Annotated in this window: 16 protein-coding genes; 11 read left to right on the top strand and 5 right to left on the bottom strand. The window is 71.4% G+C overall.

Annotation, left to right across the window (positions count from 1 at the left end; genetic code table 11):
- From YIM_RS35460 to YIM_RS35425, 8 genes are all read left to right on the top strand, one after another.
- Complete coding sequence (locus YIM_RS35460; protein ID WP_153034460.1) at positions 1-576, top strand: DUF3558 family protein; 576 nt, start codon at positions 1-3, stop codon at positions 574-576.
- A 44-nt stretch (positions 577-620) separates the two neighbouring features.
- Positions 621-1,187: a PE-PGRS family protein gene (locus YIM_RS35455; protein ID WP_153034459.1), complete on the top strand. Its 567-nt coding sequence runs from the start codon at positions 621-623 to the stop codon at positions 1,185-1,187.
- 7 nt (positions 1,188-1,194) lie between these two features.
- A complete protein-coding gene (locus tag YIM_RS35450) occupies positions 1,195-1,941 on the top strand; it encodes an ESX secretion-associated protein EspG (RefSeq protein ID WP_153034458.1) in 747 nt (248 codons plus the stop codon).
- Between the two features lie 300 nt (positions 1,942-2,241).
- Complete coding sequence (gene mraZ, locus YIM_RS35445) at positions 2,242-2,673, top strand: division/cell wall cluster transcriptional repressor MraZ (protein WP_113697173.1); 432 nt, start codon at positions 2,242-2,244, stop codon at positions 2,671-2,673.
- A 204-nt stretch (positions 2,674-2,877) separates the two neighbouring features.
- The gene (rsmH, locus tag YIM_RS35440) at positions 2,878-3,837 is read left to right on the top strand and encodes a 16S rRNA (cytosine(1402)-N(4))-methyltransferase RsmH (protein WP_153034457.1); all 960 of its coding nucleotides are present in this window, start codon (positions 2,878-2,880) and stop codon (positions 3,835-3,837) included.
- Positions 3,834-4,505: a hypothetical protein gene (locus tag YIM_RS35435; protein WP_153034456.1), complete on the top strand. Its 672-nt coding sequence runs from the start codon at positions 3,834-3,836 to the stop codon at positions 4,503-4,505. Before rsmH ends, YIM_RS35435 begins: the two co-directional genes overlap by 4 nt.
- Before the next feature lies 1 nt (position 4,506).
- Positions 4,507-6,489 (top strand): penicillin-binding protein 2, encoded by a 1,983-nt coding sequence (locus YIM_RS35430; protein ID WP_153034455.1) that lies wholly within the window; start codon positions 4,507-4,509, stop codon positions 6,487-6,489.
- Between the two features lie 44 nt (positions 6,490-6,533).
- Complete coding sequence (locus YIM_RS35425; RefSeq protein WP_153034454.1) at positions 6,534-7,577, top strand: dipeptidase; 1,044 nt, start codon at positions 6,534-6,536, stop codon at positions 7,575-7,577.
- A 6-nt stretch (positions 7,578-7,583) separates the two neighbouring features.
- Here YIM_RS35425 and YIM_RS35420 read toward each other — a convergent pair whose 3' ends face one another.
- Positions 7,584-8,234 carry a sortase domain-bontaining protein gene (locus YIM_RS35420; protein WP_153034453.1) on the bottom strand — a complete coding sequence of 217 codons (651 nt, stop codon included), beginning with the start codon at positions 8,232-8,234 and terminating at the stop codon, positions 7,584-7,586.
- 163 nt (positions 8,235-8,397) lie between these two features.
- Here YIM_RS35420 and YIM_RS35415 point away from each other — a divergent pair, with 163 nt between their 5' ends.
- The 3 genes from YIM_RS35415 to YIM_RS35405 all read left to right on the top strand — a co-directional run bounded on the left by YIM_RS35415 (position 8,398) and on the right by YIM_RS35405 (position 10,206).
- A complete protein-coding gene (locus YIM_RS35415) occupies positions 8,398-9,348 on the top strand; it encodes a Ppx/GppA phosphatase family protein (RefSeq protein WP_228004228.1) in 951 nt (316 codons plus the stop codon).
- 108 nt (positions 9,349-9,456) lie between these two features.
- Positions 9,457-9,951, top strand: a complete 495-nt coding sequence (locus tag YIM_RS35410; RefSeq protein ID WP_153034451.1) for a hypothetical protein — start codon at positions 9,457-9,459, stop codon at positions 9,949-9,951.
- A 54-nt stretch (positions 9,952-10,005) separates the two neighbouring features.
- Entirely contained in the window at positions 10,006-10,206 is a 201-nt protein-coding gene (locus YIM_RS35405) for a hypothetical protein (protein ID WP_153034450.1), read from the top strand.
- On the opposite strand, the gene YIM_RS35400 is transcribed toward YIM_RS35405, so the two are convergent.
- The 4 genes from YIM_RS35400 to YIM_RS35385 all read right to left on the bottom strand — a co-directional run bounded on the left by YIM_RS35400 (position 10,203) and on the right by YIM_RS35385 (position 16,290).
- Entirely contained in the window at positions 10,203-12,506 is a 2,304-nt protein-coding gene (locus YIM_RS35400; RefSeq protein ID WP_194240361.1) for a glycoside hydrolase family 65 protein, read from the bottom strand. The two genes, YIM_RS35405 and YIM_RS35400, sit on opposite strands and share 4 nt — an antisense overlap.
- Positions 12,507-12,563: 57 nt before the next feature.
- Positions 12,564-13,292, bottom strand: coding sequence for an HAD family phosphatase (locus YIM_RS35395; RefSeq protein WP_153034448.1), 729 nt, complete (start codon positions 13,290-13,292; stop codon positions 12,564-12,566).
- Between the two features lie 53 nt (positions 13,293-13,345).
- On the bottom strand, positions 13,346-13,708 hold the full coding sequence (locus YIM_RS35390) for a metalloregulator ArsR/SmtB family transcription factor (RefSeq protein WP_153034447.1): 363 nt from the start codon (positions 13,706-13,708) through the stop codon (positions 13,346-13,348).
- A gap of 95 nt (positions 13,709-13,803) precedes the next feature.
- The gene (locus tag YIM_RS35385) at positions 13,804-16,290 is read right to left on the bottom strand and encodes a M14 family zinc carboxypeptidase (RefSeq protein ID WP_153034446.1); all 2,487 of its coding nucleotides are present in this window, start codon (positions 16,288-16,290) and stop codon (positions 13,804-13,806) included.
- Between the last annotated feature and the right edge of the window lie 100 nt (positions 16,291-16,390).

The following is a 16,390-nucleotide window of genomic DNA, read 5'->3' as shown; positions in this document are numbered from 1 at the left end:
ATGACCCGAACGTCCCGCCTTCTCCTCCTTCCCGCGCTGGCGCTGCTCGCCGGGCTGACCGCCTGCGGGCAGGGCGGGCAGGCCGCCTCCGGAGAGAACACCGCGAACACGGCGAACACCGAGAACACCGGGCAGACCGCTCCGCGGGCGCCCGCGGCCCCCAGCGGTCCGCCCGCGAGCCAGGGCGGCCTCGACCCGTGTGCGCTGCTGACCTCCGCCGAGCGGTCGAAGGCCGGGCTGACCTCGGTCGGGGAGCCCAAGGCGATCGGGTCCGCGCGCACCTGCGACTGGACCGAGCCCGGCACCTTCGGCCTGGCGATCTCGGTGGACGAGTCGAAGGGCCTGACCGACCTGCGCACGGAGAAGAAGACCGCCCGCCAGATCAAGGTCGGTGCCCGCGAAGCCCTCAAGGTCGCCGATCCGAAGGCCGATGACGGAACCTGTGCGGTGTTGCTGGGCGCGGGGGAGTCGGCGAGCGTGCAGATCGACGTCAGCAACACGAACTTCACCGGCACCGAGGCCGCGTGCGCCCGCGCGGACAAGGTCGCCGGATTGGTGGAGCCCAAACTGCCCTGAGCCGCCACGAACCCCTGAGCCGCCACAGCGATGGGAGCAAACCGATGCCAGAGCACAGTCCGCCCGTGTCCACCCGCCGCTACGAGGCCTACAGCCACCAGGCGATGAAGGACGAGGTCGAAGCGGGCAACGATCCCGGTGAGGCCGGGGCGATCGGCGGCCAGTGGGACGAGCTGGCCGGCCGGTTCCACGAGTCGGCGCAGGCGCTGACCGCGTTGCTGGAGAGCAGTCGCGAGAACTGGTCGGGCGAGGGCGGTGAGGCGCTGCGCGGGGTGCTGACCCAGGCGGCGCGCTGGTCCGGTGAGGTCGCCGGGGTGTCCACTTCGGTCGGTGGCTCGGTCTCGGCGCAGGCGGAGATCGCCGCCAGGGCCAAGGCGGAGATGCCCGAACCGGTGGAGTACGACCCGGCGAGCATGATCCGCAACGCCGCGGCCAGCGGGAACCTGCTCATGCTGGCCGGGCTGCCCGCGGCGATGGAGGAGACCAAGGCCGCCGCCGAAGCCGCCAGGCAGAAGGCGATCGACGTGCTCAACGCGCGGGACGCGGCCCTGCGGGACGCGATCCCGGTGCAGCAGACCTTCTCGCCACCGCCACACCTGACCAGCCCATGAGGCCGGTGTGATCCGGGTTTCCGCCTCGGCCTTCGACGTGCTGTGGGCCGACCTCGGGCTGCCGCGCGCGCCCGAGGTCCTCGGCGTGCGCAGCGTGGGCACCACCGACGCCGAACGCGCCGAGATCAAGGAATCGGTCTACGCCAATCTCGCCGAGCGCGGGCTGTACGACAGCACCGACGGGCTGGACGAGGCGCTGGCCGACCGGCTGCGCACGCTCGCCACCGCATCGGTCTACGTCGAGTGCGAAGCGCTGCTGGACATGACCTCGGACACCCCGTTCCGCGCGGTGGCCGCGGCCAAGGGCAGGCACGGCGTGCTGGCCACCCAGCCGAACCGGACGATCGGGCTGTCCACCATCCGGGACGGCGAACTGCTGCCGTCCATTGTGGAGCTGCTGCCCGCGCTGGAACCCGGGCCCGGGTACGGGGTGAGCCTGCCTGCCTCCGCGCTCGCGGCCGGGGTCGAGGACCCGGTGTTCGACGGGAATGGACGAGCGGCCGGCCGCGAGAAGCAGCTGCGCGAGGTGCTCGCGATCCAGGCCAGGCCGATCTTCGGCGCCGGGCAGTTCACCGTGCGGGTGCGTGACGGAGCCCACCCGCGGCGGGTCGGCGGGATCAGCTGGTTCTGGACCGACGTCGGCGCCTACCTCAGCATGCTGGAGCCGGGCCGCGGCGGGCAGGACTGGGTCACCGTGACCCCGGTCGACGGCCCGCGGCTGGTCCAGCGGCTGGCCGGCCTGCTCGAGGGCTGATTCCCCACTTCCCCCACGGTTCCCCACGCGAAGGCCCCGGCGAGCGCGCCGGAGGACGCGTGGGGCCCGCCGCCGTTGCCCCCCACCCCCGACTTGGGGGATCTTCGCCCGCACCCCCCACTGCGCCCCCACCTGGGCCCCACCGCTCTCACCTGCGAAAACGTCTGCTCTGGGGAGTGAATATGCGGTCAATTGCCGTTGACTGTGGTGAAAAGTGGGGTACGGTGGTGCCAAGTGGGGCGGAAGGGAGCCCCGTGGCCGATCCCCGCCTTGGCGGAGACCGGCGGGGAGGTGCGGCCGATGTTCCTCGGTACTCACACCCCCAAGCTCGACGACAAGGGGCGGCTCACACTGCCCGCGAAGTTCCGCGACGCGCTGGCAGGTGGGCTGATGGTCACCAAGGGACAGGACCACTGCCTGTATGTCTTCCCGCGCGCCGAGTTCGAGCAGATGGCTCGCAAGGTCGCCGAAGCCCCGTTCACCAACGAGGCGGTGCGTGCCTACCAGCGCTACCTGTTCGCCGGGACCGACGAGCAACGCCCTGACGGGCAGGGGCGCATCACCATCGCGCCCGAGCTCCGCCGCTACTCGGGGCTCAACAAGGACTGCGTGGTGATCGGGGCGATCACCAGGCTCGAGATCTGGGATGCCCAAGCGTGGCAGGGCTACCTGGACGAACACGAGGACAGCTACGCGAAGGCACAGGAGGAAGTCTTGCCGGGCGTGTTCTGACACGCGGCCGCCGGCACCCACGCCGTCGGGGGGCGGGGGTCCCACCGGCCGCGTGCGAGAGTTTCCGGCTTCGCGGATGCCGTCAGGCCTCTGTCCGCTCAGTGGCCCTGGTGCACCTTCCCCGGCACCAGGTTCGCAGCGGGCGGACGGAGACCTGGCGGCATCGGCGTTTTCCACCAGTGGCCAGGTACGGGTAGGAAGGGGGTGGTTGTGGTGGCCGAGCACGTTCCGGTTCTGCTGGACCGGATCCTCGAGCTGTTCGCCCCCGTTCTCGGCAAGCCGGGCGCGGTGCTGGTCGACGCCACCCTCGGCCTCGGCGGCCACTCGGACGCCCTGCTCTCCGCGCATCCCGAACTGACGCTGGTCGGGCTCGACCGCGACCCGGCCGCGCTGGAGCGCTCCGCGGACCGCCTGCGCCACCACGGCGACCGGGTGCACCTGGTGCACGCGGTCTACGACGAGCTGCCGGAGGCGCTGGCCGGGCTCGGCATGTCCACTGTGGACGGGCTGCTGTTCGACCTCGGGGTGTCCTCGATGCAGCTGGACCGCGACGAGCGCGGCTTCTCCTACGCCAGGGACGCCCCGCTGGACATGCGGATGGACCCGACCACCGGGCCGACCGCGGCCGACGTGCTGAACACCTATCCGCCCGGCGAGCTGGTCCGGATCCTGCGCGAGTACGGCGAGGAGCGGTTCGCGCAGCGGATCGTCAAGTCCGTGGTCGCCGCGCGCGAGAGCGAACCGTTCGAGCGCAGCGGCAGGCTGGTCGAACTGCTCTACGCGGCGGTGCCCGCGGCGAGCAGGCGCACCGGCGGGCATCCGGCCAAGCGCACCTTCCAGGCGCTGCGGATCGAGGTCAACGGCGAGCTGGAAGTACTGCGGCGAGCCATGCCCGCGGCGCTGGACGCGCTGGCGCTGGGTGGCCGGATCGTGGTCGAGGCCTACCAGTCGCTGGAGGACCGGCTGGTCAAGCAGGCACTGGCGGCGAAGGCGAAATCCCGCACCCCCGAAGGACTGCCGGTCGAGCTGCCGGGGCACGGCCCCGAGCTGCGGCTGCTGACCAGGGGCGCGGAACAGGCGAACGAAGCGGAAATCGAGGCGAACCCGCGAGCGAGCTCGGTGCGGCTGCGAGCCGCGGAGCGGATCGGAGAGGCGGCAAAGTGACGGCACCAGCTCGTTCCCGCACGCGCGCGCGCACCGAGCAGCGCGGTACCACCGGCCGCACCCGCACCTCGGCCGCCGAGCGCGCCTACGCCCGCCGGGCGCAGCGCGCCGCCGAAGCCGTGGCACGTCCGGAGCGGCAGCCAGACGGCGCCGCCTCCGCGGTCAAGGCCCGCCCGAAGCTGAAGCTCAAGCTGCGGCTGCCGCGTTCACGCGCGTCCTTCGTACTGCTGATGATGGGCCTGCTCGCGGTGGGCGTGGTCACCACGCTGTGGCTGTCCACCCAGGCCATCGCCGACAGCTACCGGCTCGACGAACTCCGCAAGGACAACGCCGGTTTGGTCGAGCAGGCTGAGCGGCTGCAGCGCGAGGTCACCAAGCAGGAGTCCACCTCCTCGCTGGACGAGCGCGCGAAGGCGCTCGGCATGGTGCCCGGCGGCGACCCGGCCCGGATCATCGTGAACCCGGACGGCGGCATCACCGTGATCGGCGAGCCGAAGAAGGCCACGCCGCCTGCCGCGCCGGGAGCGGGCGACCAGAGCGAGCCGCAGGACGCGCCGCCGCCGATCCCGGCGGTCGGTGGCGGCCAGCCGGATCCCTCGTTGCAGCTCCCGGAAGCCGAGCGGCAGCAACAGGAACAGCAGCAGCAGAACGCGCCAGGAGGACAGTGAGATGACGGGCAGGCCGCGGCGGGGCCCGGTCCGGGTGGCCGGCACCACGGCCAGGGCCAGGCGGACCAGCGCGGAGGCGGCGGCACGCGGGCGGGCGAACCCGCACCGCACCTACTCGGCGACCGGACTGCGCCGCGCCAACGGCAAGGCCGTCGAGGGCAGCACGCGCAGCCGGTTCGCCTCGGTGCGGATCATCCTGGTGGTGCTGCTCTCCATCGCCGGACTGCAGCTGGTGAAGGTGCAGGCCTTCGACGCCGAGGCGCTCTCGGCCAGCGCCGAGCGCCAGCGGACCACGCCGATCGACATCCCGGCGCAGCGCGGGTCCATCATGGACCGCAACGGCACCAAGCTGGCGTTCAGCGTGGAGAACCGCACGCTGTCGGTGAACCTGCGGCTGATGCGCAAGACCTGGACCGAGTTCGCCCAGCAGCACCCGGAGAAGGGGCAGAACTTCGAGACCCGCTCCGCCGCCGCGGCCCGGTTCATCGCGCAGAAGCTGCCGGACAAGACGACCGAGGCCGAGCTGCTGGAGAAGTTCCGCAAGCCGGACAACTTCACCTTCCTGGTCGACGACGTGGAGCCCTCGATCGCCGACGAGATCACCGACGGCGACAACTTCCCGGAGATCAGCAAGGAGAAGCGCGCCAAGCGCGAGTACCCGGGCGGCACGCTGGCGGCCAACGTGGTCGGCGTGGCGAAGTGGCAGATGGAGGACCCGGACGTCTCCAAGCACAACCTGCACGGCCTGGCCGGGCTGGAGGCCACCTGGGACAACGAGCTGGCCGGTACGCCCGGCCGTCGCCTGGTGGACACCGAGCAGGGCGGCGACGTGGTCATCCCCGGCACCGAGCGCGATCTGCAGCCGGCCACCGCGGGCTCGGACCTCGAGCTGACCTTGGACGCGGATCTGCAGTACGACCTGCAGAGCAAGCTGTCGGACTACGTGGCCAAGAGCCGCGCCAAGGGCGGCAGCGCGGTGATCATGGACTCGAAGACCGGTGAGGTCTACGCGCTGGCCAACGACCGCACCTACGACCCGAACGACCTGGCGAAGGCCACCCCGGACCAGATGAACAACCGGGCGGTCACCACGCCGTTCGAACCGGGCTCGGTGAACAAGATCGTCACCGCGGTGGCCGCGATCCAGAACGGGATCGCCACCCCGGAGTCGGTGCTCTCGGTGCCCGGCGCGCTGCGCGTGGCCGACCACACCGTGCGCGACGCGTGGACGCACGGCACGCAGAACTTCACCACCGCGGGCATCTTCGGCAAGTCGTCGAACGTGGGCACGCTGCTGCTGGCGCAGAAGCTCGGCGAGGAGCCGTTCGCCGACATGCTCAAGAAGTTCGGTCTCGGCCAGCGCACCGGCATCGGCCTGCCGGGTGAGAGCCCCGGTTCGGTGCCGCCGCGCAACCAGTGGTCCGGCACCACCTTCGGCAACCTGCCGATCGGCCAGGGTCTGTCGATGACCGTGGTGCAGATGGCCGGGATGTACCAGGCGATCGCCAACGGCGGGCTCCGGGTGGAGCCGAGGGTGGTCCGCGCCAAGGTCAACCCGGACGGCACCCGCGTGGACCAGCCCGCGCCGAAGACCACCCAGGTGACCACGCCGGAGACGGCGAAGACGGTGCTGGACATGATGCGGGCGACCGTGCAGAAGGGGAAGGGCCAGAACTCCGGCACCGCCCCGACCGCGGCGCTGGAGGGTTACCAGATCTCCGGCAAGACCGGCACCGGTCAGCAGATCGATCCGAAGACCAACGCCTACAGCGATTCGCTGTACAACATCACCTTCGCCGGGGTCCTGCCCGCGGACAACCCGCGCTTCGTCGTCGGCATCCACCTGGACGCACCGGACACCACGCTGCCCGCCGGGCACTCGGCCGGACCGCTGTTCCACGACGTCGCCTCGTACCTGGCGCAGCGCTACCAGCTGCCGCTCTCGGACGGTCCGTCGCCGGTGGTCCCGCTCGTCCTGAGCTGACCGGTACCGTCGCCGGGAAAGCTTTGGCGGCGGAAAGGACAGGCATGACTGGGGTGGATCGGGCGCGGGCGCTGCTCTCGGCGGCGCAACTGGCGGACGGGCACAACGACCTGCCGTGGGCGTTGCGGGATCTGGCCGGGCCGGATCCGCGCGAGGCGGTGGCCGGGGTCGACCTGCGGCAGCACCAGCCCCGGCTGCACACCGATCTGCCGCGCCTGCGCGAGGGCAAGGTCGGGCTGCAGTTCTGGTCGGTCTTCGTGCCGTGCGGGTTCACCGGGGACAGCGCGGTCACCGCGGTGCTGGAGCAGATCGAGGTGGTCTACCAGCTGCTGGAGCGCTACCCCGACCAGCTGGCGCCGGCCCGCACCGCCGACGAGGCCGAGGCCGCCTTCCGCGACGGGAAGGTGGCGTCCATGCTCGGTGCCGAGGGCGGGCACAGCATCGCCGGTTCCCTTGGCGTGCTGCGGATCCTGCGCCGCCTCGGGGTGCGGTACATGACGCTGACGCACAACTCGAACACCCCGTGGGCGGATTCGGCCACCGACGAGCCGGAGCACGGCGGGCTGACCGAGTTCGGCCGGGACGTGGTGCGCGAGATGAACCGCATCGGCATGCTCGTCGACCTTTCGCACGTCGCGCCGAGCACCATGCGCGACGCCCTCGACGTGAGCACGGCGCCGGTGGTGTTCACGCATTCGTCGTGCCGGGCGGTCAACGACCACCCGCGCAACGCCCCGGACGACGTGCTGGCGCGCCTCGCGGGCAACGGCGGGGTCTGCATGGTCACCTTCGTGCCGAAGTTCGTCTCCGGCAAGGAAACCGTGGGCGTGGACGACGTGGTCGAGCACCTGGAGCACGCGCGTGAGGTGGCCGGGATCGACCACATCGGCGTCGGCGGGGACTACGACGGGGTGAAGTCGCTGCCGTCCGGTCTGGAGGATGTCTCGAAGTACCCGGTGCTCTTCGGCGCGCTGCTGGACCGGGGCTGGAGCGAGGACGACTGCGCCAAGCTGGCCGGCCGGAACGTGCTGCGCGTGCTGCGTGGCGCCGAGGACGTCTCCAGGGCCGCGGGGTACGCAGGGGCCTGATCCGCCTCAGGTGAGCCGGGCGGAGACCACGACCTCCTCGGCCCGGTCCCCGACGCTGCGGTCGTAGGTCCCGGCGCAGGTGATCAGGCGCAGTTCCGCGCCGTTGCCCGGGGTGCCGGTGTAGTCGGCGGCGGTGGCCGGTGCGACCGTCCGCTGCCGCTTCCCCACCTGGTACACGGCGAACTCCGCGGTGGTGCCGTCGGACCGCCCGACTCGCACGACATCACCGGCGCGCACCTCGCGCAGCCGGTCGAAAACCCCGCTGGCGAAGGCGTACCTGGCGTGCCCGCTGATCAGCGACGTGCCGATCTCGCCGGGCGCCGGGCCGGGGGCGTACCAGCCGGCGCGCCTGCCGTCACCCGGCACCTCCATCGCGCCGGTCGCGGTCTGGCCCAGCTCGGCCAGCGTCCCGGTGGACAGCGCGATCGCCGGGATCTCCAGCGAGACGGGCTTCGCGGGCGGCAGCGGCCGGTTCACCGGGGTGGTGCCGCCGCGCGGGGCGACCGCCAGCTCACCACCGGTCGCCGGGGCCGCGCCCCGCTGCGGGGTGACCACCAGCGTCACCCCGGTCAGCGCGCCGGTGAGCACCACAACCACGGCCGCTACCACGGTGGCCAGCCGCCCGGTGTCCCCGACCCCGTGGCACCCCTCTTTCATGGCTGCTTGATCGCTGTTAACCAGCCATTGCGTTACCTGCCTGAGACCCAATGTCCACCGGTATCACCCGTACGGGGTATGTTAAAGGTTCCTTTACTGGGGTTTGGCGGCGTGATTTTGCGGGAAGAATCGGAGACCTGCGGAACGCGGTGGGAGGTTGTGGGTGCCGGAACAGCTCGTCGGAGTACTTGATGTGGGGGCGTTCAGCGCACGGCTGGTGCTGGTGGAGCGCGGCGGGTCACCGGTGGAACCGGCGCTCGTGCACAAGACCAGGCTCCGCCTGGACCGTGCGCTCGACGCCGGTGGAGGGCTGAGCCGGAACGGGATCGACTCGATCGCCGAGGCGGTCCGGAAGGCGAACCGCGTCGCGGCCGAACACGGTGCCCGGACGGTTTTCCCGTTCGCCACCTCCTCGGTGCGCGATGCGGCGAACGCGCGGCAGGTGGTCGCCAAGGTCGCCAGGGCGACCGGCACCGAGCTGCGCTTCCTGTCCGGCCGCCGTGAGGCCGAGCTGTCGTTCCTGGCCGCCCGCCGGTGGTACGGCGCTTCGGCCGGGCCGCTGGTGGTGCTGGACGTCGGCGGCGGCACGGTCGAGATCGCCGCGGGGTCCGGCGAGGTGGCCACCTTCGCGCGGTCGCTCAAGCTCGGCGCGCGGGAGATGACGCGTGCCTGGCTCAGCCGCGACCAGGCCTCGGCGAAGCGGATGGACGCCCTGCGGGAGCACACCCTCGACCAGGTCAGGGCGTCGCTCGGGGACGCGGGCGAGCTGATCGGCGGGGCACGGGCGATCGGCTGCTCGAAGGTGCTGCGCCAGCTGGCCCGCCTCGCCGGGGCGAGACCGCAGCGGGACGGTGACTTCGTCCCGCGCACCCTGCACGTCGAAGACCTGCGCCGCTGGGTCCCGCGGCTGGCGAAGCTGCCGGTGGACCGCCGCGCCGAACTTCCCGGCATCTCCCGCTGCCGCTCGCGCCAGGCGCTCGCCGGCGCCATCGTCGCCGAAGCACTGCTGACGCTCTGCGGGGAACGGGTGGAGATCTGCCCGTGGTCGACCACCGAGGGCCTGCTGCTGACCATGCTGGACGGCGAGACCGGCGACGCGCTCCGCGTCGCCTGATCGCTTGACCAGTGTTTGAAAGTGTTTGCGTGCGGTGCCGGCCCACAGCAAGCGGCTCCGCCGCTTGAAACACGGCTTAGCCGGGGCCGTGCCGGGTACCCCACCGGCATGGTCATCCACGTGAGCCGGGACGCTTTTCTCGGCACCTACATCAACGACCACCTGGCCGGCGCGACCGGCGGGGTGGACCTGATCCGCCGGTTGGCGGCGGCGGAGCGGCAGACGGACTACGGTCCCGAACTGCGCAGGCTGGCCGCGGAGATCGCGGAGGACCACCGCAGCCTGCTCGAGATCATGGAGCGCCTCCAGGTGCGGCCCGCCCGGCACAAGGCGGCGCTGGCCTGGGCGGGCGAGAAGCTCGCGCGGCTGAAGTTCAACGGCAGGCTGTTCACCCGGTCGCCGCTCAGCCGCGTGGTGGAACTGGAGGCGATGCGGCTCGGCGTCGAGGGCAAGGCGGCGGGCTGGCGCACGCTGCGGCGGCGCGCGGTCGGCGATTCGCGGCTGGACGTGACCGAGCTGGACCGCTTGCTGGAGCGGGCGAACGAGCAGAGCGAGACCCTGGAGCAACTGCGGGTGCGCGCGGTCACCGAAGCCTTCGGCTGAGCGCGGTTGCCGGCGGGGTTGTCAAACACCGCCGTTCACGGGTACTCCGGGAGTATGCGCGAACATCAACGTCGCCTCGGCGACGAAGACGAGGAGCAGCCGCTTTCGGCGGAAGTACCGCGGCCGCCCCACCCCGACCTCGATCCGCCGGGCACCAAGGACGTCGACACCGGCCTACTCCCCAACCACGACGACGTCGAATCCCCGCCGACCGGGGAAAAGACCACGGAAAACAAGCCAGAACCGCCCGACTAGGACGGCGCCGAGGGCCGCCGCCGGGCCGGGGCCCGGCCCGGCGGCTGGGCGGGTGCGGGCAGGTCGGGCGCGGCCGGGATGGGCAGCGTGGTCGCCGTGTCGGTCACGGTGACCTTTTCGCCGTGGTGGCGGATGTCCAGGTGTTCCCCCGAGATCAGCCGGTAGCCGGCTTCGGCGCCGGTGATCTCGACGGAGAAGTGGCTGCCGCGGAAGATCAGGCGGAACGCCACCCGGTCCAGGCCGCGCGGCAGGCGCGGCGCGAACGACAGGCTGCCGTCGTGGTCGCGCATGCCGCCGAGCCCGGCCACGGTGGCCAGCCACGCCCCGGCCAGTGAAGCCATGTGCAGCCCGTTGCGCACGTTGTTGTGCACGTCGTGCAGATCGGTGAAGGCGGCTTCGGCGAGGTAGTCGTAGGCCAGGTCGAGATGGCCGACCTCGGCCGCCAGCACCGCCTGCGTGCCCGCCGAGAGCGAGGAGTCCCGCACGGTCCTCGCCTCGTAGTAGGCGAAGTTGCGGGCCTTCTGTTCCGGGGTGAACGCGTCGCCGCGCAGGTGCATGGCCAGCACCAGGTCGGCCTGCTTGACCACCTGCTTGCGGTACAGGTCGAAGTAGGGGTAGTTCAGCAGCAGCGGGTAGCGCTCGGCCGGGGTGCCCTCGAAGTCCCAGTCCACGTGCTGGGTGAAGCGCTCGGCCTGCGGGTGCACTTCGAGCAGGTCGTCGTAGGGGATGACCATCTCGTCGGCGGCCCGGCGCCACTCGGCGATCTCCTCGGCGTCCACGCCGAACCCCTCGGCCACGTCGGGGTGCCGCTCGCAGGCCAGCGCCGCCTCACGCAGGTTCCGCTGCGCCATCAGGTTCGTGTAGACGTTGTTGTCCGCGATCGCCGAGTACTCGTCGGGGCCGGTGACCCCGTCGATCCGGAAGCCGCCGTGCCTGCCGTGGTGCCCGAGCGAGATCCACAGCCGGGCGGTTTCGAGCAGGATCTCGGTGCCGAAGCCCCGGTCGAACTCCTCGTCGCCGGTGGCCGCCAGATACCGGGCGACCGCGTCGGAGATGTCGGCGCTGACGTGGAACGCGGCGGTGCCTGCCGGCCAGTACGCCGAGCACTCCGCGCCGTTGATCGAGCGCCACGGGAAGGCCGCGCCGCGCAGCCCGAGCTGGGTCGCCCGCTCGCGTGCTTTGTCCAAAGTGGAATGACGCCAGCGCAGCGCGTCGCGCGCGGCCTCCGGCATGGTGTAGGTGAGCACCTGCAGCACGAAGGATTCGGTGTCCCAGAAGGCGTGCCCGTCGTAACCGGGCCCGGTCAGCCCCTTGCCGGGAATGGCCCGGCTCTCGCCGCGGGCCCCGGCCTGGAGCACGTGGAACAACGCGAACCGCACCGCCTGCTGGAGTTCGGGATCGCCGTCGATCTGGACATCGGCGGACTCCCAGAACTCGTCGAGGAACCGGCGCTGCTCATCGAGCAGGCCTTCCCAGCCGGTTTGCAGCGCGCCGTCGAGCGCGGCCTCCACCTGCGCGCGCAGCGCCGGCGCCGACCGCTGCGCCGACCAGCCGTAACCGAGGTACTTGATCAGCGTGAGCTTCTCGCCCTCGGGCACGTCGACCGCGGCGGTCAGCCTGGCCAGGTCCTCCTCGGCCTGGATGCGCGTGCGCAGGCCGTCGCCGGTCTCCAGCCGGTGGTCCATCGCCGCGGCCATGCGCAGCCCCGACTCGCGGGTGCGGTGCACCAGCACCGCGCGGGTGTCCTCGGCCATGGCGAACTCGCCGACCAGCGGCGACTGCAGTGCCGCGGCCACCCGAGGGTCGCCGGTGTCCGACTCGATGGGCTCGTTGGCCAGCAGGTCGGACTGCACCACGAGCTGGATCTCGCCGTCCAGCGGCTCCACTTCGTACCGGATCGCCACCACCGCGCGCTGGGTGAACGAAACCAGCCGCTCGGTGCGCACACGGACCCGGCGCCCGGTCGGCGACGACCATTCGGTGGTGCGGCGCAGCGTCCCGGCGCGGAAGTCGAGCACGCGCTCGTGCGCGGTGGCCTGGCCGTAGCGCATGTCCAGCGGCTCGTCCTCGACCAGCAGCCGGATGATCTTGCCGTCGGTCACGTTCACCACGGTCTGCCCGTCTTCGGGGTAGCCGTAGCCCGCTTCGGCGTAGGGCAGCTGGTAGGACTCGTAGAACCCGTTCAGATAGGTGCCGGGCAGTCCGCGCGGCTCACCTTCCTCGAGCGAACCGCGCAACCCGATGTGCCCGTTGGACAACGCGAAGGTCGATTCCGTGCGCTGCAACTGTTCGACGTCCATGCCGACCCACCGCAGCTCCCACGACGATCGCTCGGCCCGTTCGTACCCGTGAGTCACTCAGCCCTCCAGTAGCTCGGCCAGGTCGTCGACCACCACGTCGGCGCCGGCGGCGCGCAGCTGGTCGGCTTGATCGGCCCGGTTCACGCCCACCACGTACCCGAACGCACCCGCCTTGCCCGCCCGCACCCCGGCGATGGCGTCCTCGAAGACCGCTGTCGCGGCCGGTTCGGTATCCAGCGCGCGGGCCCCGGCCAGGAACGAGTCGGGGGCGGGCTTGCCGCGCAGCTTCCGCTTGACGATCTCCACGCCGTCGATGCGGGCCTGCACGAACTTGGTCAGGTCACCGCCTTCGAGCACCTTCGCCCCGTTCGCCGACGAGGTGACCACGCCGATCTGCAACCCGGCGTCGCGGGCCGCTTCGAGGTAGCGCACCGAACCGGGGTACGGGCTCACGCCACGTTCGTCGATGATCGCCAGCACTAGGTCGTTCTTGCGGTTTCCCACCCCGTGCACGGTCGCGCGGTCCGGCGGGTCGTCCGGGCCGCCTTCGGGCAGGGTGATCCCTCGTGAGGTGAGGAATTCGCGGACGCCGTCGAAGCGCGGCCGCCCGTCCACGTGGTCGGCGTAGTCGCGATCGGTGAACGGGCGGAAGCCCTCCCCGTCGCGGGCGCGCAGGAATTCGTCGAAGGTCTGCTTCCACGCCTGCTTGTGCAGCTCGGCGGTGCCGGTGAGCACTCCGTCGAGATCGAACAGGCAGGCGGTGATCTCCTCGGGCAAACCAAGCATGATTCGAACGGTACCGGCGCTCGGGCACCCTCGCCGGATTGTGCCCGGCGGCTTCAGCCCTCGTGGTGGTGGTGCGGACCGGTGCCGGGGTGCGGGCGGACGTGGTGGATCAGGTCGTGCACGGTGGCGTCGGCCAGCCGGTAGCGCACCACCCGGCCGCTGCGGCGGCCGGTGACCAGGCCGTGCACCCGGAGCAGCCGCAGCGCCTGGGAGACGGCGGTGTCGCTCATCCCGGCCGCCGAGGCCAGGTCGGACACGCAGATCTCCTCGGCGTAGTGGATGCACACCAGCAGGGTCAGGCGTGAGGGATCGGCCAGGATGGCGAACCGCTCGGCCCACTCCCGGACGGTGGCGCGATCGCCCAGCCCGGCGACGGCGCGATCGACCCGGTCGGGGTCGATCGGTTCGCTCGGCACGTCCCGATCGTCTCACGCCCGACTCCTGGTTTGCCCTGGTGGCGCGAAGACGCCCCGGCGGAGGTGATTCCCGCCGGGGCGTCCTGGAGCGGTGGTCAGCCGCCGTTGCGTTCCTTGGTGGCGCGGGCCGAGCGGGTGCAGACCTCGCCCACGTCCACCGTCTGCCCGCGATCGGCGAACACGTCGGTCAGCCCGACGATCTTGCCGCGCGGCGAGGTGCAGGTGAGCGTGTACGCCTCCTTGGGCCCGTAGGTGGTCGGCAGCGGCGAGGCGAACTCGACGCGGCCGGTCCAGTCGTCCGGCGTCGCCGGGTCGACCTGGTCGTAGTTGACAAAAACGGCCAGGTAGTCACCGGCGGGCGGGTCGAACATCACCGCGCGCTCGGAGCGCGTGTTGCCGTTCGCCGACTGGGTGACCAGCTTCCCGGTCGAGTCGAACACGTAGACGTCCCAGTCGGTGGCCGTGCTGGTCCAGTCCATCGCCACGGTCAGCTTGCCGTTGTCCACCGCGGGCAGCCCGTCCACGTGGAACGGCACGCTTTCCACGTTGACGTCGTCGTTCGGGTAGTCCTGGTTCTCCGCGGGCACCCCGGGCGGGTTGGCCAGCGTGAACCCGGTCTGCGCCGGGCCCTGCGGGTCACGCCCGTACCGGCCCGCCACGTACGGCCGCGTCGAGGGGTTGACCGACCAGGCGAACCGGCCGCCGGTGGTGGTCAGCTTCGAATCCAGCTTGTCGGTCACGTAGATCGGCGCGCCGGTCGAGCCGTCCGGGTTCTCCACCGGTGAGGTCGGCGTCTGGAAGGTCTTGTGCAGCTTGAGTTCGTACCCCTTGGGCGCCGAGCCGATCAGCGTGGAGTGCGCCGCCGGGTCGGCCGCGTTGGCCAGCATGTCGATGAACGCCTGCCGGTTGCCGCCCTTGCCGGCACCGGCGGCCGGGGCGATCCCGGCGTACTCGGCGATCACGCCGTCGGCGAACGGCGGGTGGAACTCGTTCGGGCCGATCTCGAAGGTGAAGCCCCAGCCACCGGTGGCCCAGTATGACCAGTCCTCCGTGGACCCGGTGGTGTCGTAGAGCGCCCACGACGGCTGGTTGGTGTAACCGTTGCGGGAGGCCATCTTCGCGCCGAGAGCTTCGTAGGCCGGCTCGTCCAGCGGCGGCCGCACGTCGGCCACGCCGGGCACCCGCAGCACCAGGTTCGAGTAGGTGTGCAGGGTGATCAGGTTGGTCACCTGGCGCGAGGAGACGATCGAGCGGATGTTGCGCGTCTCCGGCTCGGAGAACGGGCCGGAACCCCGGAAGGTGTCGTCGCTCCACGCCGTGGCGGCACCGGGGCCACCCCAGAACCCGGCGTAGTTGCGGTTCGGGTCGGTGCCGCGCAGCCTGCCCGCCGGGTTCGCCTTGCACACGCCGGTGGCGTACTGCGGCGGCGAGTCGGCGGCGTTGCAGTTCTTCCGCTTCATCTCGTAGTCGAACAGGGTGAAGTCACCGCGCGGCTCGGCTTCGCGGGAGATGGAGAAGCCGTCGGGGTTGACGATCGGCACCACGATGTTGCGGGTGCGGCCGACCAGGTTCTTCACCTCGGCGTTGTTCGTCCGGTAGCCCTTGACCAGCTCGTGCAGCCATTCCATGGCGTGCTCACCGGCCGGCCACTCGCGGGCGTGGTGCACGCCCATGGTGAAGTTCACCGGCTTGCCGTCGGCCGGGTTGGTGACGTTCGTGGCGACCTCGGCGGCGACCACGTCGCGGCCTTCGATGGTGGCCTCGGGCAGGTTGAACGCGCGCACCAGGTTCGGGTTGTTCCGCGCCAGCTCCTTGACCTCGAACTCGTAGTCGTAGAGGTGGCGGTAGGCGGTGCGGCCGGAGGGCAGCACGCTCGGCGGCGCCTTCGCCGCGAACTCGGCGTCGGTCTTGGCGTTCTGCACCGACTTCGCCGACAGGTCGCCGATGACCACAGTGGACCGCAGTCCGCTGGCGGCCAGCGTGCCGCGGTCCTCGTCGTCGGCCAGCACGACCTCGACCCCGGTGGCGTCGGCCTTCTCGGTCACGTCGAGACCGAGCTCCATCAGCCGGTCTTTGTCCTTTTTGGACGGAGTGTGCACGCGGACCAGTTCGGCCTTCTGCGGGGTGGTGCCCTGCGGGGTCAGCGCGAGGAAGTCCACGCCGAGCACGGCGTTGCGGGCCGGGCCGCCGTAGCGGCAGGCCTGCACGACGAGCTGCTGGCCCTTCTTCACGAAGCTCTCGGCGAGTTCACGGGTGCGCAGTCCGGCGGACGCGGCGACCACCTTGCCGGAAGCCTTGTCGAACACGGCGAGGTCCCAGTCGCCTTCGCTGCCGCGGGACGGCGACAGCCGCGCCTGGACCAGGCCGTCCACCGAGGAGGTCACCTCGCGGCGGTCCGCGCCGGGCGCGCCACCGGGCAGCAGGGCGGCGAAACACGACCGGTTGACCGCTTTGTCCGCCCGGACCACGTTGTCCGCGGCGGTCGCGGTGGTGGCCGAAGCCAGCCCGCCCGCGAGCGCGACGGCCAGCGCGCCCGCGGTGACCCCGCGCCGGAGTCTTCTTCGTTCCGGTGAATTGCCCACTTCCCCGCCCTCCCAGAAAAGTTGTTGCCCCGCAGGGGATTCACCCCGCCGGTGCACCGGATGAGGACTGTAGACCGTTGATCGGGATTAGGCGATGGGC

It is taken from the genome of Amycolatopsis sp. YIM 10, from assembly GCF_009429145.1.
Taxonomy (GTDB): domain Bacteria; phylum Actinomycetota; class Actinomycetes; order Mycobacteriales; family Pseudonocardiaceae; genus Amycolatopsis.
The sequence above is the reverse complement of the archived record's forward strand: the minus strand, read 5'-3'. Positions and strand labels throughout refer to the sequence as shown.